Below are 19,730 nucleotides of genomic sequence, written 5' to 3' on the forward strand. Positions count from 1 at the left end.
GCTTTAAAGTGGCCTTCCTTAAGAAAATCTATACTTTTCACTTTTTCAAAGCTACATTAAACGTATAACTAAACAGAAAACACCCATTCTATAAGTGCGTAGTGTTTCACTACTTAAAGAGCTGCAGAGATTTCTTTCTCTGTGGCTTCTTTTAATTTTTACATTAAAAATTTTATTAAAAGTGAATTTTACTTATTTTTTCAGCCATACTAACATGGCTTTAATGGCGAATAATAAGAAAAGGATGTGTACAGATGGGTATTCTTGGTGGAAATCCAAAAGATGAACCGTTGCATTATGGTGAGGTATTTAGTGTTTGGTCGGGTTTAATTGCAGACTATGGCATGATTTCTGGCTATCAAACGTTTTATAATCATGCTGGTGATGAAGATCTTAAAAAAATTATTGAAGATATCATCGAAACATGCAGGGAAGAAGTAAAGCAATTAGAAAAAATTCTAAAAACAAACGGGATCGCACTACCTCCTGCATCACCTGAGAGACCTGTAGCAAGACTTGAAGATATTCCTCCAGGTGCAAAGTTTAATGATCCAGAAATAAGCGCTGCCCTTACTGCTGACGTTGCAGCTGGATTAGTTGCATGTAGTCAGGCAATGGGCACTTCTACTCGTGAAGATGTCGCATTAATGTTTGGGCAATTCCATATGGCTAAAGCTCAGCTTGGCGCAAAACTTTTACGTTTAAACAAAAATAAAGGCTGGCTTGTACCACCACCATTACATGTTAATTATCCTGAAAAATAAAGACTATTCCCCTGAATTGAGGAAAGTAAATGTATTATTATAAAGAAGAATTGATAAACATTATTAAACCTGACAAACCAGATCCTCAAGCAGCACGAGTAATGCAAGAAATACTTGGTGGTCATTATGGTGAAATGAGAACCATGATGCAGTACTTTTTTCAAAGCTCTAATTTTAGAGGCAAAGAAACCCAATATCGTGATTTATTACGGGGTGTTTTCTTAGAAGAAATTGCACACGTTGAACTTGTACAAAATACAATCAACCAATTACTAAATGATTCTGGGGAATCCTCTGCTCCTGGAAATAACGGCATGGACCAAGCACCTTTAGATGAGGCAGTTAAACATGCCAATCCACACCATTATATTGTGGGTGCACAATCATCTTTGCCTGTAGATGCAGCAGGTAATCCCTGGAATGGTTCGTGGGTTTATGCACATGGAAACCTTATTGCAGATTTATTGGATAATTTAGTATTGGAGTCAACGGGTGTACTTCAAAAGACACGTATATATGAGATGAGCTCTAATCAGACATTTAGAGAAACACTTGCTTTTCTAATTGTTCGTGACAATGCTCATCAAAATGCATTTGCCAAAGCATTAGAAACTTTAGGGGTAGATTGGGGAAAATTATTCCCTGTACCGAACTACGATATCAACAAATACCCAGAGTGTAGAAAGTTTGTTGAAATGGGTTATCACAATGCTCAATTTAACTTTAGATTAGATCCAACTCGTATCGGGGAAATCTTTCAAGGACAAACTCCAAGTAGAAATGGTGGAGAATTAAATGTGACCCCTCCACCAGAAGGATTCCCAGTACCTGTTATGCCAGAGATGCCAAATGAACACAGTCCTGGCCTGAAGGATATGAATAACTAAAATACTTTTAGCTGTAGCGTTTGTCGACGCTGCGGCTTTTTGAATGTAAAAATAGACTGTATTTACACAAACTATTAATAAGTGTATCGCATAGACTGTGACGTTGGTTGACCGTCATAGTCTTATTTTTATTTTAAAGGCAATAAACTATGCACAATGAGTTAACTTTTCATATAAATAGTAGTGTTAAGCTAATCTAGTTTAACATGTACCTCCCGAATTGTTACTTAGGGTCACTTTCAGCCGAGTGACCCTTAAATATTTATATAAACTTCGTTTTAAAGGAGATTATTTTGCCTGAAGCTTTCTATACTTTACATATTCTAGATTTTCGAAAGGAGGGACTTTCATATGGGATATGAAGTTTACGGTTCAAACTATGGCAAGCATGATAATTTATCATTCGCTCTAATTGTTGTCCTCTTTATTCTTTTAATTATTGCTGGTGCTACTTTCTTATATCATTAATAATTACCTTCTATTATCCTCAAATATTCATGCTATGATCAAAGGGTCGTCTTACACCCTGGTGACCCTTTTTTACTACTTACTTTGTTGCATATAAGAATGTATGTAGGAAGTTTGTTGCTTAGTGTACTAATCTAACAAACAGTTCATAGAATATATCAAGCATAATTTGGGCTAAAAATAACAAAGGAGAATGCCTATGAGCATTGATTTTATTACACTTGCCCCAACTGTCATGCAGGTGTTTAAAGCAGGAGATGCAAATCCAAAAAAAGTAAAGCGCATCGTTTATGGACAAGCTACCTCTGATGCAAATGGAATAGCCACATTATATTTTACAGACAATGCATTAGCGAATGGCAATGCTCTTTTAACTACTATTGACTATGCAGTTGCAAGTGTATACTCGACAAATCCAACGATAAACTTAAGACCGAGAGTTCAAATGAGAGAGAAGAATATTAGTGGGAAATATGTCTCTGCTAATATTACAAATATTAGTGGTGTGACAGTATTAGGAATTAATGTATTAGGATCGGAAAATCCAGTAAGTGGCGTGATTGTAGATTTTATGATTTTAGGTAGTTTTGATTTGTAAACAGATCATACTGAACAAACTCCCTCGTGTTGCTTTTACATTCTTCTTGGTAAAACCTCATATCCTCACTTCTTTCATCGAGAATAGGCAAGTAACAAATGTATTTCCCGATTTGAAATGTAATGAAAAAAAATAAAGACAAAGTCGAAAAAATCGACTTTGTCTACTGAAACCACTCTATTTAAGAATGTTTTTCTTCATTTAAAAATTAAAGTTTAACGATGTTAGCAGCTTGTGGTCCACGTTGACCTTCTTCAACTGTGAATTCAACTTTTTGACCTTCTTCAAGTGATTTGAAACCTTCACCTTGGATAGCTGAGAAGTGAGCGAATACGTCTTGTCCGCCTTCTACTTCGATGAAACCAAAACCTTTTTCTGCGTTAAACCATTTTACTGTACCTTGTGTCATTTAAATGACCTCCAATAATGTTATTAAATAAAATCATACTACTTCCAAAGAAAAAAATTCACATATTACAAAAAGTAACTAACAAAACACGATTACTCTTTGTAATATGTGAATTTATTATTTCTTTAAGAAAGATTCTATTACATACAGTATATGATAAAAAATCGTATTAGTCCAGTGTAAAGTGAATTTTTTTATCAATGAAGGCTAAAACCTGCACGTACCAGCATTTTTAAAGGTTAAAATTAGTTATTTCACCGCCATTAAGTAGCTAGAGGCAATTGTTTTTGTATTTCAATAGCGACATTCCCTACCTCATTAATCCGTATATTTTTTGAAGCTGAATATTACATTTTAGGACTTATTTGCCCTTTGCATCCTTAGGCTCTACATGGACATGCACTTCATAAACCCCTTGCTCTTCCACCATATTTTTTTCAACAACCGAAGCAACATCATGCGCTTTCGTGATATCTAACTTTGCATCTACAAGTATAACGACATCAATTACCTCATTATTCCCATAATTTCTTCCTCTGATTTCTTTCAATCCTTTAACACCATCTATTTTTAAAATAATCTCTTTGTATGTTTGAAGAATTTTCTCATCAAATCCATCCGATAGTTCATGAGAGGCTTCCTTGAAAATCTCCCAAGCTGTTTTACAAATGATGAAACCTACGACAATGGCAGTACCCGTATCTAACCAAGGCATATGTAGTTGTGACCCTAAAATTCCTACAGCGGTTCCAATACTTACCCAAGCGTCTGACAAATTATCTTTAGCTGCAGCCATAACGGCTTTACTATTGATTTTTTTAGCCAATTGTTTGTTGTAACGATAGACTAAATACATCACCAATGCTGATCCTATCCCTACATAGGCTGCGACCATATCCGGCGATTCTTTTCCACCTTGAAAAATGGAAGAAAAACCACCGACCAATACTTGAATACCAACGGCCATCATAATAAATGAAGCGACCATTGATGCAATGGTTTCACTTTTCCAATGACCATAGCGATGATCATGATCTGCTGGTTTTTGTGAAAGCTTTAGCCCAATAAGTACTGCAATAGAGGCAATAATATCTGTCGTATTATTCAAACCATCAGCTTTTAAAGCTTCTGAACCACTCAAGTAACCAATGCCAACTTTTATGATGGATAAAATTATATATGCAATAATACTGATAATGGCACCACGTTCACCTAATTTAAGATTATTATATCTTTCTGCTTCCAATTCACTTACCTCCCACTTACGTACATCATCATCATAACAACCCAACATCGAGTGGGTCTACAGCAACCTTTTTGCCTTGCTATACATAAGTAGGAGGACTATAAAAGTGTTGATGTGGGGAAAAAATAAAGCCCTTAGGAAGATACGCTGTCACTGGTTTAAAGCCTAGAAATTATTATACTAACCGAATAAAATAGTAGTGTATCTGTTCTTTAAGATTTTTTCCTCCAACGAACACACCTAACAAACCTTGGTCATTTCCAATTTCGGGAGTGACCCTTTTTACGTACTTATAAGCACGTAGAAAAGCCTTGCCACAACTGAAGCAAGGCTTTTAATCAATTATCCTCTTAAAAATCCGCCCTCTGAGTGGATTATTTGACCAGTTATCCATGTAGCCTCCTCGCTAGCAAGAAAGCTAATCACCTTGGCCACATCCACTGGTGTCCCAATCCGCCCCATTGGAAATTTGGGTAACAGATAACTTCTAATCTCATCATTCATCCATGTAGAATCTGTTGGCCCTGGATTGACAGCATTGACGGTAATGCCCAGCGGTGCTAGCTCCTGTGCTAATGATCTAGTAAAGGCTGAAATTGCCCCTTTCGTTGCCACATAGGCTAGCTCTCCCATCATAGGACCTAAATCTTGACCAGAAGTCATATTAATAATTCTCCCTGAGTTTAAATTAGCTTTTTCAAAAAGACGTGCAAATTCCACACAAAGTAGTAGGGTTGACCTTATATTCACCGCGTAATGCTCGTCTAATGTTTGAGCATCTAATGCTAGATAACCATCTTGTGCTGAATGGGCAGCATTATTCACTAAAATGGAAGGTACACCCATTTTTTCGAAAACCGTTTGGAGTATCGTTTTTGGAGCTTGGGAATCTGATAAATCAATCGACAATTCTTCACATGAAACACCCTTACTCAAAATTTCCTGTTTGAATTCTCCTATCCACTTACGATTAGCATGCCAGTGTGTGAAAAAAACATTGACACCATCCGTAGCCAATCTTCTACAAATAGCTGTTCCAATATCTTGAGGGTGGCTTGCACCCGTAATGATTGCTATTTTATGTTGTGTTTTATTCATTTCTTTTTACCCCCATGGTTATTGAGATTATTAATAAAAAAAGAGCATCACCATAATGGTCCGCTCCGTTTTTAGAAATCAAAACCCTTACACTGCACTTCTTTGAAAATGACCATCATACCTTGACACACACCTATAAAAGAAAAAGATACAGAGTTTGTCACATGTAGAGTATGTATTCCCCTCTTCATCTAATCTGAATTATTTTTTAATCTAAAGTTTTCATCGTATTTTGAACATCAATAGAAAAGGTCTCTACATCAAATTGATGCTGCTTTATCGTATCTTCCGCTAACTGTTGAGCCTTCTTTTTAGCCTTGTGATTTTTCTCTTGTGTTAAATTAATTCTTACTTGAATTTCCTCAGACGTCATACTATGGTCAATGCTGAAAGTGCCAAAATTTTCTGCAAACATCGCCTCAAATAGATTGGCCATGACATCATTATAACTTAGCCGAGTTGAGATCGCTTCTACTGGCTCATAGAGTTGCTTTAACGTTATTTGAAAAGAGATGGGGTTTAATTCATTAGCTTTGATAACGTCCAGCATTGTTTCTTCTATATGTTGCTTTGTCTTGTGATCGACCTTGTCGGGTAATGACACAAGGAGCTCTATTTTTCCATTAGGTAAAATTCCATAATCTAATAGAAAGCTATAGGATTCTTTGCGCAATGTATAGGAAATCTCACTAATTAAAAATTGATATTGCTGAATATAACGCAATAATTCATCATTACTAGGCTGTGACATAGAAACATTGGTTTTTTCAGCATATTGAATAGGTGCATTTGCCAAAAAGAAAAATGCACCACAAACAATGCTTAAAAGTAGAAACCATAACGTAAATAACCTTTTAATAAACATGTATAGCCCCCTTATTCGGGACTATATGCCAACTATCGAAAGTAAATTACGGTAGAATTTTATAAAACAACACACGATCTTGATTTTCACCACCATAATTACTATGAATGGACATATTATCTAACACTTTGTCACCTTTTTCCATTCTAAAACCCAGATTCGTATGGAAGGCGATGGATACTTCATTAATAGGCGACGTGACACATTTCACAATATTTCGATGGTATTGCTTCACCACATGAAAGAATACATCATATAATCTTTTTGCAATATTCTGTTTTCTGTAATCAGGATGGACCCCAACAAAATGGATGAACGCTTCATTTGTTTTGGACTGCGATAAAAAGCCAATGAGGAAGCCAATAATTTCGCCATCCTTCTCCATAATAAGGCTTGTATTTGTAAAGTGATCAAAAAATAATTTAGGCAGCTTGTCTGACATATTCCTACCACCCCACCACTCATTAATCAATGGAGATAAAGTATAGTAATCTGAACTCTGTACACTACGAATGTTCATGGAATCCGTCCTCCTTTTCAAGTCATACAACTGATTTATGGCCTGAATGTATCTACAGCTAATATATAAATGGTGACAATCACCATAGCATACCCCACTACAAATGCATATTTAAGTTATTGTGCTGAGGCTCATACAAACTCAAAAACAATCACCACAACCAGATATGGATAAAACAATGTAGATGAATACTATCTCTATACCCTCCATCTAGGAAGGTTAATCCTACTCTTATTTTACCCTACCATTTATTTCAATATCAATGGTTCTATTATACCTTTGCCATCACTAATGCCTTTAACGTGTTACTTAAAGCCTGAATATGATTTGTCGTATCTGTCATGCTTACTAGAAGCTGATTTTCGTCCTCCACTGAATGTAGAATAGCACCAGTAGAAGCCGCATTTTGCTCGGTCATGTGATTCAGTTTTTCAATTTGCATTTGGATTACCCCGAATTGTGAGATGGCACTGCTTAATTCATGCATCCCTCTTGTTAAATCTGTATTCGTTTCCGTAAAAGAATCCTTTAAACTATTAAAGAAATGACTGACATCCTGTAAAAGCTGTTCTCCATACTGTAGCGCCTTTTCACCGTCATCAGAGCGTTGATGAGCCTCTGTTGATTTTTCAAACAAGGTTTTCGTCACATTGGTAATGCTGACAGTAATTGCAGCGCTTTCCTCTGCTAGCTTACGTACTTCATCTGCAACAATCGCAAATCCTTTACCATGCTCCCCCGCTCTAGCCGCTTCTATCGCAGCATTTAATGCCAATAAATTAGTCTGTTCTGCAATATGGGTAATCCCCTTTAAAAGACTATCCACTGTTTGTAGGCTATGTTGTAGCTCGTTGACAGTTTCCGCAGTTGAGGCCATTGCATGACTCATAACGCTCATTTGAGTCATTGCATCCTGCATTTTATCCCATCCCGCTAATACTTCTTGTTGTAGCTCAGTAGATTTAGCGACCGTATCCTTTGAGATCGTCAAAGTTTTATTGACAAAATGAACCGAGTCGCCCATAGTGCCATTAATCATTTGTAAACTAGATACCTCCTGCTGAATACTTGCAGATATATCCTCTGTCGCTACTAAAATTTGCTTACTAGAGCCAGAGATCCTCTGCATGGTTTGTTGGAATTGCGTGACATGCATGTCTAATGCCTGACTGCTCTTTTCAATTTCCTGAAACGTATTTTGTAATTGATTGAAGGATGCTTGTACTTCATTTTGCTGAATTTCTGCATGTTGAATCAGTTCATTCCCCCATTTTGCCAGCAAATAAAAGGCAATAATGACCCCATTCATAATCGCCAAAAGTGTCACAAAGACAATGGTGTCATCGAATGGCCCTAACAATGATGACGAGTTGACCAGATATAAAATGAAAAAACTAAGATTTGTTAGAATTCCAAAGAAGACAATCAATTCTTTTTTAAAATACAGAGCAATGATGGCCACTGTGCACAGTAAAATATAATGTTTATTTAATGAAAAGCTATCAAGCAAAAATAGGGTAAACACAACACTTGATGGAATGAGGCCAAAAATAAAGCCTTTGACATACGTTTTAATAGGTAAAAAATAATTACATACTGCCAAGGCAATGACAGCTAGCCCAATAAATAAAAAATGCAAGCCCTTTGATAGAATCATTGGTCCACATATTAAAATGGCCAAAATTGAGATAATAGCCAAATTTACACGATGAACTTTCCGTGTATCATAACGAATTTTATGCTCCATTACTATCCCCCTAAAAAAATGAATAGACATTCAGTTTAATTTTCTATTATTATATAGTATAACAACTACTTTTTGTAGCTAAATATTGCATTTATAAGCAGAATTAGCTTATTTTTGAAATAAAAGGGGGAAATTGAATTGACTAGCGTCCAACAAATCGCACCAAATTTCTACTGTATCGATACACATGATTTAGGTCGAGAGCAGCGAACAAGCTCCTATCTATTAATCGATGAAAAGATTGCTCTTATCGAAACTTCGGCCAGTCCATCCGTACCTTATATTATGGAAGGGTTACAGAAATTAAATATTGCCGTAGAGGATATAGACTATGTCATCGTGACACATATTCATTTAGACCATGCAGGCGGAGCAGGGTTATTTTTGCAAAGCTGTCCCAATGCTAAATTAGTGGTTCATCCACGAGGCGCAGCCCACATGATTGATCCCAGTCGTCTTATCCGCAGTGCTAAAGGGGTTTATGGCGCTGAATTTGACCGCCTTTTTGATCCAATTGTACCCATTGACGCTACAAGAATTATTGAAGTTCTTCACGAACAGCGTTTACAATTAGGTCAACATCATTTAACGTTTTATCATACTGAGGGGCATGCTAAGCATCATGTTTCAATGCTTTATTCCGCAACAAATGGCTTGTTTGTAGGAGATACAACAGGTGTTCGCTATCCCGAAATGGATGAGGAAGCAATTGATTTAATCATTCCGTCCACCTCTCCAAATCAATACAACCCTGAAACAATGGAACAATCCTTAAAATTGTACGAAAAGCTACAAGCAAGTGAATTGTACTTCGGTCACTATGGGGCTTATAAAAATCCAGCTGAAGCCTACCGTCAGGTGCGCTATTGGACACCACTCTTTTTAGAAGAAGGTAGAAAAGCGCAAGCAGCATCCAGCCAGTTCCAAGAACAAGTTCACTACTTAGATGCTCGCTTAAAGGAACTTTTATTTAACTATCTACAGGAAAACGACATTCCGTCCGATCATCCTGTCTATCAAACCATCCCATTCGATACCATCGTGTCCGCAATGGGCATACTGGATTATCTCGAAAAAGCAAATGCGCAGATTCCACTTTAACGGCAATAAGAGGTGTTCCCAATGACATTGGGGACACCTCTTTTTTAGAAGCGCTTATAGTACTGGTCAATGCAAGCTTTTTGTAAAACCTGCCCTTTTACATCGGAAGGCGCTCTTTTTTCAGGTGAACCGCTCGCTTTACATCGCACTGCGCTTATGCCTGTCCATGCTTTCCCTATCTCCATAAGTGTCCTCATGCCTTTAATTGATCTAGAACTGCTTGAAAATTTTGTTGCTCCCCTACTTCACGAAATAATTGAAAGGGATTGCTCATTTTTTTCATGCGCTCCATGACAAAGGGAATCGTAAAAAGTGTTGGCGTTAGGTTTTCATTGACCTCCTCCCATAGAAGCGGTGTTGCTACTAAACCCATTTCATTGCCACGAGTGGAATACGGGGCAATGATAGTCTTGCCCTCTGCATGTTGTACATAATCTAAATATAATTTTTCATGACGATTCTTTTTTAAACGCTCAATTGTATATAAATTTGGCTTTTGCTCACATAAAAAGCGACAAACAAACTCTGTAAATATACGTACCTCTTCATAAGTAAATGTATTTGCGGGTAAAGGAATATACAGCTGTAAACCTTTTCCACCTGATGTTTTGACAAAGGATTGGAGCTGAAAATAATCAATAATGTTCTTTAAATCAAGTGCTCCTGAAACGGCTAATGAAAAATCTTGTACTGAGGGAGGATCTAAGTCGAAAACGATTTCTGTCGGGTACGAAGAATGATGTGTTTGAAATGGAATGTGGAACTCTAATGCCAGCTGATTTCCAAGCCACAATAACGTTTCCAAGTTATTACACACGATATAATCAATATCATCCATCACAGCTGTTGCCACAAAATTAGGCATTTTTTCTGGTTTACTTTTTTGATAAAAACTTTCGCCTGGAACACCATGTGGATAGCGTATTAGCGTTAGAGGGCGATCCTTTAGAAAAGGCATTAAATAGGGCGAAATATTTTGCAAATAGAACAAGTATTGATCCTTTGTAATACCCATATTCGGCCATACAGGCTTGTCTGGATGTGTGATAGCAACTGAATCAGGGATAGGATACAGTTGACGTTGCATGTGCAGCCAATGACATTCCTCAGGTGATATCTCTAATCGAAAGGCATGAAATCTAGGTTCCCGAAGCTTACTACCATCAAAATCAATACAGGCAATATCAACACAAATCGAAGGCTCAAGTGCCCATAGCTCCTTTTTACGCAGTCCATTAGTCTGAAAGAATTTGACAAGTGTTTGATGCTCTTCTTCTGTCATACCATGCTTAAACGTAACGACTTCTCGTAATTCATTGTCCTCAAAAACTGCACCATGAAAATAACTATTGCTATGGTCATATTGTGTGACAATGACTGTGACATAACGCCAATTTTTTATCTTTAACCAATGATTTGATCGTATGTTTTCAAGCCATTTACTTGTTTTCTTCTTAGCTACAATGCCTTCCCCATTGTAAAGCTTGATGGACTGCCATAAGCTCTCATGCTCCTCACTACCATGTATGACTTGGATAGGCGTTGGATTCTCATAGTTTACGCTTGGCCATTTGAACTTCGTAGCAAGCTTGACCAATTGCTCCTTACGCGTTTTTAAATAGTGGTTTTGGAGAGATTCTCCTTTAAGGGTTAAAACATCAAATGCTAGATAGTGAAAAGGACATGAATGAGCATGTTCCTGAATCACGTCTTGATTTTGCATTCTCCCCCTCTTCTGAACAACGGCAAAATCACTTTTATAATGATTGCGTAAATAAACTAACTCCCCATCCAAGGTTAGGGGTAAAAAGGTTTGGATGGATGTATATATTTGCTGACAAAAAGCTAAAATTTCGGGAAACAAGTGATTTAAATGTCGTCCATTTCTGCTAATGAGCTTCGGCTCCTCATCCCAAACTAATAAGCAGCGAAAACCATCATATTTTGTTTCAAATAGCCATTCATCTCCACTAGGAATATCGTTTGTTTCGGATAAAAGCATTGGTTTCATTCCGCTATACCTACTTTGCTTTTTATATTCAGTGTTTGAAGATTTCATTTTAAGATACATAAAAAACCTCAAAATACATCATAGTAAGAAAAACGAGGTGACAACAATGCATACAGTGTGGAAAGGCAGTATTTCCTTTGGACTTGTTAATATTCCTGTGAAACTACATGCTGCAACTGAAAATAAAGATGTCAAATTGCGTCAGCTTCACAAAGACTGCCATACGCCGATTAGCTATAAAAAGGTTTGTGAGGGCTGTAACCAAGAGGTAACAGATGAGGATATCGTGAAGGCTTATGAATATGCCAAAAATAAATTTGTTGTGTTGGATCAAGAGGATTTAGAAAACTTGCGTAAGGAAAATGAAGATAAGGCTGTGGAAATTATTGATTTTGTGCAATTAACTGAAATCGATCCCATCTATTTTGAACGCACCTATTTTTTATCACCCGATTCGACGGGAGCCAAAGCCTATTCATTGTTACGAAAAACATTAGAACAATCAGGGAAAATTGGCATTGCCAAAATCGTTATCCGCTCTAAAGAGCAGCTTGCCATTGTGCGTGTTTATCAAAATGCCCTTGTGATGGAAACAATTCACTATCCAGATGAGGTAAGAAGCATTGGCGATGTCCCTAATATTCCAAGTGAACAGGATGTAGTACAAAAGGAGCTCGATACAGCCCTCATGTTAGTGGAACAACTAACAACTACATTCAACCCTGAAAAATATACAGATGATTACCGCAATGCTTTATTAGAACTAATTGAAGAAAAGAAAGCTACAAATACGATATCTACAAGCGATAAACAACGTCCAATTCCTGAAAATGTCACGGATTTAATGACAGCTCTACAGGCCTCTTTAGAAAAAACAAAAAAGCCCGCTACAAGAAAACGGACTACACGTACAAAGAAAAATGCTTAAGAACAAGCGTATCCTGACATCGGGATACGCTTTAGAATTGTCGAAAATAGGAATCTAAATCCTTTTTGCGCTGAATCATTAAAAGTTTAGCCAATACAGCATGTTGCTGTTTAAAGAATTTAGGCTTTCCTACCCTTTCAAAGCGTTTATTCCAACGAAACATTTTAAAAAAGATCGAAAAAGTAGGTTGATAGTGAGCTTTTTCGAAGCCCATTTTTTGTTTTATAAATCTTTTTATTATACGAAAGACTCGAATTTTATAAGGCGTATCGAGAAAGATAATGCAATCAGCTTGCTGGAAGCTATCAACAACCCACTTCTCCTGATGGATCCCCTCTATAATCCAACTGTTCGTTTGGAGAATGGTTTGTAAGTGCTCCTTTTTTTCTTCATCTGTTCTTAGAATATCCCCTGATTCCTTTCGCATCCATGCCACATTATCAAGCTCATAATAAGGAATCTGCAAGGTTTTAGATAACTTCCTCGCCAATGTTGTTTTCCCACTGCCAACGGACCCAATGATATGTATTTTTTGTGGAAACGCTTTTGTCACAAAACCCCTCCATTGTATGTACCTTTGTAGAAATAATTCCTTTATTATACAATAGATTTCAGCTGACATAACGATAGTTTTCCAAGAACATTCGTTCCTAATTATGGTATAATAAAGGAAAAACTAGGAGATCTTTATTCATGACAATACATGAGCAAATGTCGCAACAACAAATAGCTGGCCTCAGCATTGCCTATATAAAGGATGGTGAGCTTCAGAAGGCAGAGTGCTTTGGTCTATTAGAGGTCGGGAAAACTAACAGAATCAATACCGAAACCATCTTCAATGCCTGTTCAATTAGTAAACTAGTTACAAGCATTTTAGTGATGAAGCTGGTCGAGCAAGGTATAGTAGATTTAGATGAGGATATTAATCAAAAGCTCACATCTTGGAAGATGCCAGATCATAGCTACACTCAGGGAAAAAAAGTAACATTACGACATTTGTTAAGTCATCAGGCCGGAATTATTGACCCTAAAGGCAGCTTCTCTCCCTTACATTCACGATGGCAGAGGCCTTCGATGGTCGACTTATTAAAAGGTACAACTCCTTATTGTTCCATACCAATCGATAGTACTTTTGAGGCTGAGCAAGAATTTCACTATTCAGATGCTGGCTTTTGCATTGTTCAATTGCTGATTGAGGATACAACAGGCTCAAGTTTTTCAACACTCATGACAGACGTGATTTTCCGACCACTAGCCATGACAAATAGCTTTTTTTCTTCCGCAGTCCCAACTGCCAATACAGCAAGTGGTCATCAGAAAGATGGCACCCTAACAGCACAAAGATACCCTATTTACCCGTATGATGCAGCTTGTGGATTATGGACAACACCGTCAGATCTAGCAAAATTATTACAAGAGGTAATGCAGGCCTTAAAGGGAAAGGGTACACTTGGTTTAGCTTCAATCCATGAGCTAATTCGTCCTCAGGGCTGTAAAGAATGGATGGGCCTTGGTGTATTTCTTGACGGTGCTGGTGAGCAGCTTGAAATATCCTCGCTTGGCTGGGGCGTTGGCTATCAATGTATGCTAGTGGCCTACCCCCACCTAGGCAAAGGCTTTGTTGCCATGACTAACACCGATACAGGCGTACATCAAATGCAAGGTCTCTTAGGAGAAATCTATCGTTCCTTTATCCAATAAAGAAGAGGCTTGATTCAAGCCTCTTTCCTTACCTCATAATGTAGTTGTACCATTTGACCATATCGTTTTGTTTCCAATAGCCTTAAGTTTTCGAATGGACGGGGAGATTTAAACAAGGGTATCCCTGAGCCTAGTAAATGGGGTGTAATCGTAATAATCCATTCGTCAATTAGCCGCTCCTGTAAAAAAGCATCTAGAAGGTCCCCTCCCCCTACCATCCAAATCTTTGTGCCTTCTTGCTCTTTTAAACGTTGAGTAAATGTGATGACATCCTCTTGGATAAACGTCACATGCTCATTTTCTCCAGTTTGAGTTGTTGAAAACACATAGCATTTTTTATCAGGATAAGGGAACGGTTTAAGATGTTCTAGGATATAATCATATGTTCGTTTTCCCATAATGACGGTATCAATAGTTTGATACATATCAGCGTAGCCATTATCACCCTCTCCCTCTGTTTCCTCTAGCCACTGTAGATCATCATTTTCCTTGGCAATAAATCCATCTAAACTCCCTGCAATAAATACCAGTATTTCTCGTGACATTACGTCAGCTCCTCTTCTTTTGAAAATCTCTTGTACAATCTCTATACTAAATATAAAACATGACAACTATTGGCATGATTAAATAAAAAGGTGAAAAAATATGACCAAAGCTAAACGATTAATTGATATTTTGCTATTCGTCAGTGTGAAAAAGAAATTTACAGCGCAGGAAATTGCCGACACCTTCCATATTTCCGTGCGAACGGTGCATCGTTACCTTTTGGATTTAAGTGATATGGGGCTACCCATTTACGCGGAACAAGGAAGACATGGGGGCTATACGGTGCTATCCAATGCCATTCTCCCCCCGATATTATTTACTGAGGAAGAGGCGGTCGCCATTTTCTTTGCATTCCAGTCTTTGCACTATTATCGTGATTTACCCTTTAATACTGAAATGAAGTCTGTCTCTCAAAAACTGTATGAATCCTTACAGAAGGAAGCCAAGAAAAAGGTGGATACGCTGCAATCCTATATTGCCTTTTGGAACCCTAAAAGAGCCATTACAACACCACTCTTAACAGACGTTTTAGAGGCTATCATTAACCAATCACAATTGCATATCCAGTATGAATCGAAATCTGGTATCACCTCTAAGCATATCCAGCCTATTGGCGTGTACGCTCATGATGGCTTATGGTATATGCCTGCGCTACTGCTATCAAATGAAAGAATATTACTCTTCCGTGTAGATCGAATTAAAGGGATAAAAATTAGTGAAGCAAACCATAAAACGACGATGAATTTGCAGCAATGGCTTGAAACTGACTATGAGCCTCAGCAGCCTATTCGGTTATATGTAGAATTATCAAGCGAGGGCGTTCGTCAATGTTTAAGTGAGCCCCATCTTGAAAAAGCGGTTGTTCGACATAGTGATGGAACAGGCTATATCGATACGATTATCGATCAACATGAGCTCCACTTTAATAGCTCCCTTTTCTTTCGCCTTGGTCAACATGCGATTGTCAAAGAACCGTACACACTAATTCAGCTTATACGTCAGCATGCATATGAGCTATTAGCGATTTACACTGAGCCAATAGAGCCTCTATAAGATGACAATTTTGTTAGATTCACGTAACATTCATCGTTACTACTTTTAAAAGATCTTCCTTATAATTGGTCTTGAAGGAGGAGATATACGTTGCAACCGACCAACAGTAATAAACGAATTGACACATTAGATTATTTAAGAGGGTTCGCCTTACTGGGCATTATTTTAGTCAATATCCCCTCATTAATGTGGATTGAACCACCTGAATTGGCAAACGATATTGCCTATAACCGCTTTCTGACACTTTTTGTAGAGGGTAAATTTTTTATCATTTTTTCATTTTTATTTGGAATAGGATTCTATCTCTTTATTTCACGCGCACAGGCAAGGGGCGAAAAAGCCTATGCCTTATTTAGTCGTAGGCTTTTGATTTTACTGTTTATGGGGCTAGTGCATTTTTATTTCCAACCAGGTGAAGCCTTAACTGTCTATGCTATCTTTGGCTTTGTAGCCTTACCTTTTTATAAAATGCGCAAAGACATCAATCTCATCCTTGGATTCATCCTATTAGCCATCACTGCCTATTTTGGTCTAAAAATTTTAATGCCATTTCCACTGATTTTGCTTGGTCTAGCTGCTGGTCAATATCATTTATTTGAAAATATCTCGTTACATCGAAATAAAATCATGTTCGTGACGATTGTAATGGGCTTTATAAGCATGGCTAGCTGGTTTTATCAATGGCAGTATGTCCCTGAGCCTCTTGTTAATATCCAGCATTTGCCCAAGGATCAGCTAGCGGCTCATATTACAAATATTGAGCAATTTTCATTAATTGGACTACAGTTTAGCCCATTCGCTTCTGCCTTTTACATGGGAACAATCATCCTATTATTACAAAGCACTTTGTTCCAGCGACTATTGGCACCGTTAAAAGCATATGGGCGCATGGCCTTGACTAATTACCTGGGGCAAACAGCGCTCATTCTCTTAATTGGCCATACTTTCGGTTTAATTGGACAACTTCGCTATCTTGAATCTTTGTGGATTTGTCTAGGCATTTATGGTTGCCAATTGCTCTTTAGTAAGCTATGGCTATACTTTTTCCGCTTTGGCCCTATGGAATGGCTATGGCGAATCGGGACATATTGGACAATTCCTCCCCTACGACAAAGTACGAAAGATTATTTATCGTAAAGGATAAACACCTATCAGCTTGGTGGTAAACATCATATATTGGTAATGTACCCTACTCGCTTTCCATCTTTGCTCATATCTTCAGCAAGAAACACATCCCCATTTTATTTAGTCACCAAAGTGACTAATTTAAAAACAGCGTTAAGCCATTATTAACGCTGTTTTTTTACTTTTATTACATCTAATAAGTGAATCATTGGGGTTACTTTGTGGGGAATAGGTATTAAAAGCTAATAAAGTTACTGGGACATAAACATACAAGTCACTGGATTTTAAAATCCAGTGACTTGTATTCATTACCATTATTTTTCTCTTGCAAGCAAGTATAGCTCTTCATCTTGATAATTGGTTCACTGTACTAAATACGGGTTAATGCGCCATCAGGTTTGGGAATTTCTTGAACTGTTAGCTGATTCATTTTACAAAAATGTTTAAAGAATTGTTGTGCCAACTCCAGTTCTTTTGGGTCACTTTTCAACGAAATGATATCAAGTAAAATTTGAGCCATCCATAAATTTTCGAAATAACGATATTTCCCTGTCTTCCATGTCATTTTTTCGGGGAATTTTTCATTGATATAATATTGCCAGAAAAGTAACTGATCCGACTCCTGTTCTGTCAGTTGAATTCTGTATTTTGAATGAGCAGGAATATGTCCATCTTCACACAGCTTGCCGACGAATTTTTCATTCACCATATAGACACCTAAGATGCGTCTATCACTTTCAGGCTGGCTGGAATCTCTTGCTGTTAAAAGGACAGCGCTATTTTGGTGCAAGCGGCTCGGCTTGTTTGGCTTCCCTTTATTATTACCACTCTTTAATATACCTGAAAAAACATTCCACTCTGAAACAGAACTATTCTGTTCCTCTGAATCACACCAAAAAACCATCTGTGATGCGGGATGAAGTTTATGATTACTCATAAGTTTTTCGTGTTCCAAGCGAAGCAAGAGTTCTTTCCGTTGAAGTTCTTTGGCCTCTTCCATCCGCGATTCTTCTTCTTTTCGTTCAATTTCTTTTTTTGTATAATTTCCTCAAGTAACTTAGCATCACTTTTATCATGTATTGTTAGGTGCTTTCCAAATACATCTGGAAAAACAAACCTTTTATTTTCTGATGCAAAATGTATTTCAATACTTGAATCATTTTGATTAACTATACTACCTATGCCAAAACGCTTGTGTGTAACTTTCTTATTAATTAGATTCATTCATCTAGTCCTCCTTATGGAATAAAAATTAAGTTACTATTAGATAGTAAAATTTCAAATAACTTCTTTAAAACAATTTCGAATTTTTCTTCTGTTTAAAAATAAAAAAACGTATCCAAATTCTTTCTGCAAAATAGGACATCGGAATTCGAAATACGTTTATAAAAAAAAATGATCGTAAGACTATTATAACATTTTTTAATAAAATTACAAATTTATTATTGACAACACATTTTTACATGAGTTAAAATATTTATTTATTCTCTGAATGTCATTAGAATCCTGTTAGAAAAGACCATAAACTTCTAAAAAACGCCTTATAAAATCCAACTTTTCCTTGTTACCTATTTGATGCCCATAAATTCTTCACCTGTTTCTTATTCTTAGCATACAATGCAAATAATACCCTTTTTTGTAGGGAGGATTATATGAAGCAAAATAAAGGTAATCGGAATAATGAGGGATTGGAATCCGTGAGTCAAGCAGCTAAGTTGGCTGTCATTGCGGGGGCGATTACAACACTTGGAGACGCTCTAGCGACCATTGCGGCTGGTCTTGCTCTAGAGGATGAGTTGAAGGAAATTGAAAGTAATAGCAATGATATTGACAAACTACAAAAGCAAATTGACGAATTAAATTATGAAATGAAACAATTAAAAAGGATGTTACGTTAATACCGTCTGTACACAAAAACGACAATACCACATGGATATTGTCGTTTTTTAGGCTATTTAGCAGCCCAAAGTTCAATCTCTATTTTTATATCTGGTAGCCCCAATGCAGATACATAAGCAATAGTCATAGAGGGATAGGAATGACCAAACATTACTTCCCATTGCTGATAGAAATGATGCCAATCAATCTCCTCCGTCGCCCATATATTCACCTTTACCACATGAGAAGCATCTAATCCCTCAGTCGCTAAAAGCGCTCCAATATTTTTAAATGTATTGGTGGTTTGTTCAATTAAATCTACTGGCAGTTGATCATCTTGATCAACCCCAATTTGTCCAGAGAATGCATACATTGTTGCATCTTTCGGAATGATTGTGATGTGGCTATACTTTCCAACAGGGCTAGGTACCTGCATTGGATTTTTACGTACTATGTTTGTTTTCATATTCTTTTCTCCTTTAGGATTGTATTTTTTTCTAAAAAAGGGCAGACTTATCCCTTGTTTGTTGATTTTAGAAAAAAACAGCTGTGGAGAACCCTATACCCATGCTTAAAAAACGAATAGCTCTTTTTTTCATATGAATTCTCCTCCTTGTCCCTAAAGTTATGTTCACTTTACCATTTCTATCCTAGACAATCAATGAAATACCCAAACTCTTTTGCATTTCATCGATTATTTCTCAGGCAATTAACTATTCAACCATAGCAATCACAACATATATATAGTAGTGTAAAGCTAAATTAGCCTTACACCTCCGAAATTG

General features: G+C 37.1%; 20 protein-coding genes and 1 pseudogene. 10 read left to right on the forward strand and 11 right to left on the reverse strand.

The features are described 5' to 3' along the window. The first annotated feature begins 254 nt into the window (after positions 1-254). The 4 genes from LBYS11_RS12460 (at position 255) to LBYS11_RS12475 (ending at position 2,717) form a co-directional block, all read left to right on the forward strand. The gene (locus tag LBYS11_RS12460; protein WP_103118244.1) at positions 255-764 is read left to right on the forward strand and encodes a DUF3231 family protein; all 510 of its coding nucleotides are present in this window, start codon (positions 255-257) and stop codon (positions 762-764) included. A gap of 29 nt (positions 765-793) precedes the next feature. Beyond that, positions 794-1,651: a manganese catalase family protein gene (locus LBYS11_RS12465; RefSeq protein ID WP_048392622.1), complete on the forward strand. Its 858-nt coding sequence runs from the start codon at positions 794-796 to the stop codon at positions 1,649-1,651. A gap of 351 nt (positions 1,652-2,002) precedes the next feature. After that, positions 2,003-2,119, forward strand: a complete 117-nt coding sequence (locus tag LBYS11_RS12470) for a YjcZ family sporulation protein (protein WP_004225198.1) — start codon at positions 2,003-2,005, stop codon at positions 2,117-2,119. A 199-nt stretch (positions 2,120-2,318) separates the two neighbouring features. Continuing rightward, a complete protein-coding gene (locus tag LBYS11_RS12475) occupies positions 2,319-2,717 on the forward strand; it encodes a hypothetical protein (RefSeq protein ID WP_103118245.1) in 399 nt (132 codons plus the stop codon). A 208-nt stretch (positions 2,718-2,925) separates the two neighbouring features. Here LBYS11_RS12475 and LBYS11_RS12480 read toward each other — a convergent pair whose 3' ends face one another. From LBYS11_RS12480 to LBYS11_RS12505, 6 genes are all read right to left on the reverse strand, one after another. Then, a complete protein-coding gene (locus LBYS11_RS12480; protein WP_004225195.1) occupies positions 2,926-3,126 on the reverse strand; it encodes a cold-shock protein in 201 nt (66 codons plus the stop codon). Positions 3,127-3,487: 361 nt separating this feature from the next. Beyond that, complete coding sequence (locus tag LBYS11_RS12485) at positions 3,488-4,372, reverse strand: cation diffusion facilitator family transporter (protein ID WP_103118246.1); 885 nt, start codon at positions 4,370-4,372, stop codon at positions 3,488-3,490. A gap of 342 nt (positions 4,373-4,714) precedes the next feature. Beyond that, the gene (locus LBYS11_RS12490) at positions 4,715-5,470 is read right to left on the reverse strand and encodes an SDR family oxidoreductase (protein ID WP_103118247.1); all 756 of its coding nucleotides are present in this window, start codon (positions 5,468-5,470) and stop codon (positions 4,715-4,717) included. A 208-nt stretch (positions 5,471-5,678) separates the two neighbouring features. Then, positions 5,679-6,335, reverse strand: coding sequence for a hypothetical protein (locus LBYS11_RS12495; protein ID WP_103118248.1), 657 nt, complete (start codon positions 6,333-6,335; stop codon positions 5,679-5,681). Positions 6,336-6,381: 46 nt separating this feature from the next. Further along, complete coding sequence (locus tag LBYS11_RS12500; protein WP_103118249.1) at positions 6,382-6,855, reverse strand: GNAT family N-acetyltransferase; 474 nt, start codon at positions 6,853-6,855, stop codon at positions 6,382-6,384. 271 nt (positions 6,856-7,126) lie between these two features. Beyond that, positions 7,127-8,602, reverse strand: a complete 1,476-nt coding sequence (locus LBYS11_RS12505; protein WP_103118250.1) for a methyl-accepting chemotaxis protein — start codon at positions 8,600-8,602, stop codon at positions 7,127-7,129. A gap of 138 nt (positions 8,603-8,740) precedes the next feature. Between LBYS11_RS12505 and LBYS11_RS12510 the strand changes: the two genes are divergently transcribed. Beyond that, positions 8,741-9,703: an MBL fold metallo-hydrolase gene (locus tag LBYS11_RS12510; RefSeq protein ID WP_103118251.1), complete on the forward strand. Its 963-nt coding sequence runs from the start codon at positions 8,741-8,743 to the stop codon at positions 9,701-9,703. Between the two features lie 193 nt (positions 9,704-9,896). On the opposite strand, the gene LBYS11_RS12515 is transcribed toward LBYS11_RS12510, so the two are convergent. Further along, positions 9,897-11,714: a DNA ligase D gene (locus LBYS11_RS12515; RefSeq protein ID WP_103118252.1), complete on the reverse strand. Its 1,818-nt coding sequence runs from the start codon at positions 11,712-11,714 to the stop codon at positions 9,897-9,899. A 106-nt stretch (positions 11,715-11,820) separates the two neighbouring features. Between LBYS11_RS12515 and LBYS11_RS12520 the strand changes: the two genes are divergently transcribed. Further along, positions 11,821-12,642 (forward strand): non-homologous end joining protein Ku, encoded by an 822-nt coding sequence (locus LBYS11_RS12520; RefSeq protein WP_004225181.1) that lies wholly within the window; start codon positions 11,821-11,823, stop codon positions 12,640-12,642. A 31-nt stretch (positions 12,643-12,673) separates the two neighbouring features. Here the strand turns inward: LBYS11_RS12520 and LBYS11_RS12525 are convergent, their stop codons facing one another. Continuing rightward, a complete protein-coding gene (locus LBYS11_RS12525) occupies positions 12,674-13,195 on the reverse strand; it encodes an AAA family ATPase (protein WP_048392603.1) in 522 nt (173 codons plus the stop codon). A gap of 140 nt (positions 13,196-13,335) precedes the next feature. On the opposite strand from LBYS11_RS12525, the gene LBYS11_RS12530 reads away from it, so the two are divergent. Continuing rightward, positions 13,336-14,343, forward strand: a complete 1,008-nt coding sequence (locus tag LBYS11_RS12530) for a serine hydrolase domain-containing protein (protein WP_103118253.1) — start codon at positions 13,336-13,338, stop codon at positions 14,341-14,343. A gap of 14 nt (positions 14,344-14,357) precedes the next feature. On the opposite strand, the gene LBYS11_RS12535 is transcribed toward LBYS11_RS12530, so the two are convergent. After that, a complete protein-coding gene (locus tag LBYS11_RS12535; RefSeq protein WP_048392599.1) occupies positions 14,358-14,888 on the reverse strand; it encodes a dihydrofolate reductase family protein in 531 nt (176 codons plus the stop codon). A gap of 100 nt (positions 14,889-14,988) precedes the next feature. Between LBYS11_RS12535 and LBYS11_RS12540 the strand changes: the two genes are divergently transcribed. Together LBYS11_RS12540 and LBYS11_RS12545 are read left to right on the forward strand one after the other, a co-directional pair. Next, positions 14,989-15,942, forward strand: a complete 954-nt coding sequence (locus LBYS11_RS12540; RefSeq protein WP_103118254.1) for a helix-turn-helix transcriptional regulator — start codon at positions 14,989-14,991, stop codon at positions 15,940-15,942. 90 nt (positions 15,943-16,032) lie between these two features. Beyond that, positions 16,033-17,079 (forward strand): DUF418 domain-containing protein, encoded by a 1,047-nt coding sequence (locus LBYS11_RS12545; RefSeq protein WP_103118255.1) that lies wholly within the window; start codon positions 16,033-16,035, stop codon positions 17,077-17,079. Positions 17,080-17,437: 358 nt separating this feature from the next. On the opposite strand, the pseudogene LBYS11_RS12550 reads toward LBYS11_RS12545, so the two are convergent. Next, a pseudogene (locus tag LBYS11_RS12550) lies at positions 17,438-18,291 on the reverse strand (malate synthase). Between the two features lie 428 nt (positions 18,292-18,719). Here LBYS11_RS12550 and LBYS11_RS12555 point away from each other — a divergent pair. Continuing rightward, a complete protein-coding gene (locus LBYS11_RS12555) occupies positions 18,720-18,965 on the forward strand; it encodes a hypothetical protein (protein ID WP_048392591.1) in 246 nt (81 codons plus the stop codon). A gap of 53 nt (positions 18,966-19,018) precedes the next feature. On the opposite strand, the gene LBYS11_RS12560 is transcribed toward LBYS11_RS12555, so the two are convergent. Beyond that, positions 19,019-19,411: a RidA family protein gene (locus tag LBYS11_RS12560; protein WP_103118256.1), complete on the reverse strand. Its 393-nt coding sequence runs from the start codon at positions 19,409-19,411 to the stop codon at positions 19,019-19,021. Positions 19,412-19,730: the final 319 nt, after the last annotated feature.

Origin of the sequence: Lysinibacillus sp. YS11 (assembly GCF_002896375.1) — a bacterium.
GTDB lineage: Bacteria > Bacillota > Bacilli > Bacillales_A > Planococcaceae > Lysinibacillus > Lysinibacillus capsici.

Coding starts and splice junctions, on each gene's coding strand:
- LBYS11_RS12470 (WP_004225198.1), top strand. CDS start 2,003: ATGGGATATGAAGTTTACGGTTCAAACTATGGCAAGCATGATAATTTA.
- LBYS11_RS12505 (WP_103118250.1), bottom strand. CDS start 8,602: ATGGAGCATAAAATTCGTTATGATACACGGAAAGTTCATCGTGTAAAT.
- LBYS11_RS12465 (WP_048392622.1), top strand. CDS start 794: ATGTATTATTATAAAGAAGAATTGATAAACATTATTAAACCTGACAAA.
- LBYS11_RS12500 (WP_103118249.1), bottom strand. CDS start 6,855: ATGAACATTCGTAGTGTACAGAGTTCAGATTACTATACTTTATCTCCA.
- LBYS11_RS12555 (WP_048392591.1), top strand. CDS start 18,720: ATGAAGCAAAATAAAGGTAATCGGAATAATGAGGGATTGGAATCCGTG.
- LBYS11_RS12460 (WP_103118244.1), top strand. CDS start 255: ATGGGTATTCTTGGTGGAAATCCAAAAGATGAACCGTTGCATTATGGT.
- LBYS11_RS12530 (WP_103118253.1), top strand. CDS start 13,336: ATGACAATACATGAGCAAATGTCGCAACAACAAATAGCTGGCCTCAGC.
- LBYS11_RS12490 (WP_103118247.1), bottom strand. CDS start 5,470: ATGAATAAAACACAACATAAAATAGCAATCATTACGGGTGCAAGCCAC.
- LBYS11_RS12560 (WP_103118256.1), bottom strand. CDS start 19,411: ATGAAAACAAACATAGTACGTAAAAATCCAATGCAGGTACCTAGCCCT.
- LBYS11_RS12475 (WP_103118245.1), top strand. CDS start 2,319: ATGAGCATTGATTTTATTACACTTGCCCCAACTGTCATGCAGGTGTTT.
- LBYS11_RS12535 (WP_048392599.1), bottom strand. CDS start 14,888: ATGTCACGAGAAATACTGGTATTTATTGCAGGGAGTTTAGATGGATTT.
- LBYS11_RS12480 (WP_004225195.1), bottom strand. CDS start 3,126: ATGACACAAGGTACAGTAAAATGGTTTAACGCAGAAAAAGGTTTTGGT.
- LBYS11_RS12520 (WP_004225181.1), top strand. CDS start 11,821: ATGCATACAGTGTGGAAAGGCAGTATTTCCTTTGGACTTGTTAATATT.
- LBYS11_RS12495 (WP_103118248.1), bottom strand. CDS start 6,335: ATGTTTATTAAAAGGTTATTTACGTTATGGTTTCTACTTTTAAGCATT.
- LBYS11_RS12515 (WP_103118252.1), bottom strand. CDS start 11,714: ATGAAACCAATGCTTTTATCCGAAACAAACGATATTCCTAGTGGAGAT.
- LBYS11_RS12540 (WP_103118254.1), top strand. CDS start 14,989: ATGACCAAAGCTAAACGATTAATTGATATTTTGCTATTCGTCAGTGTG.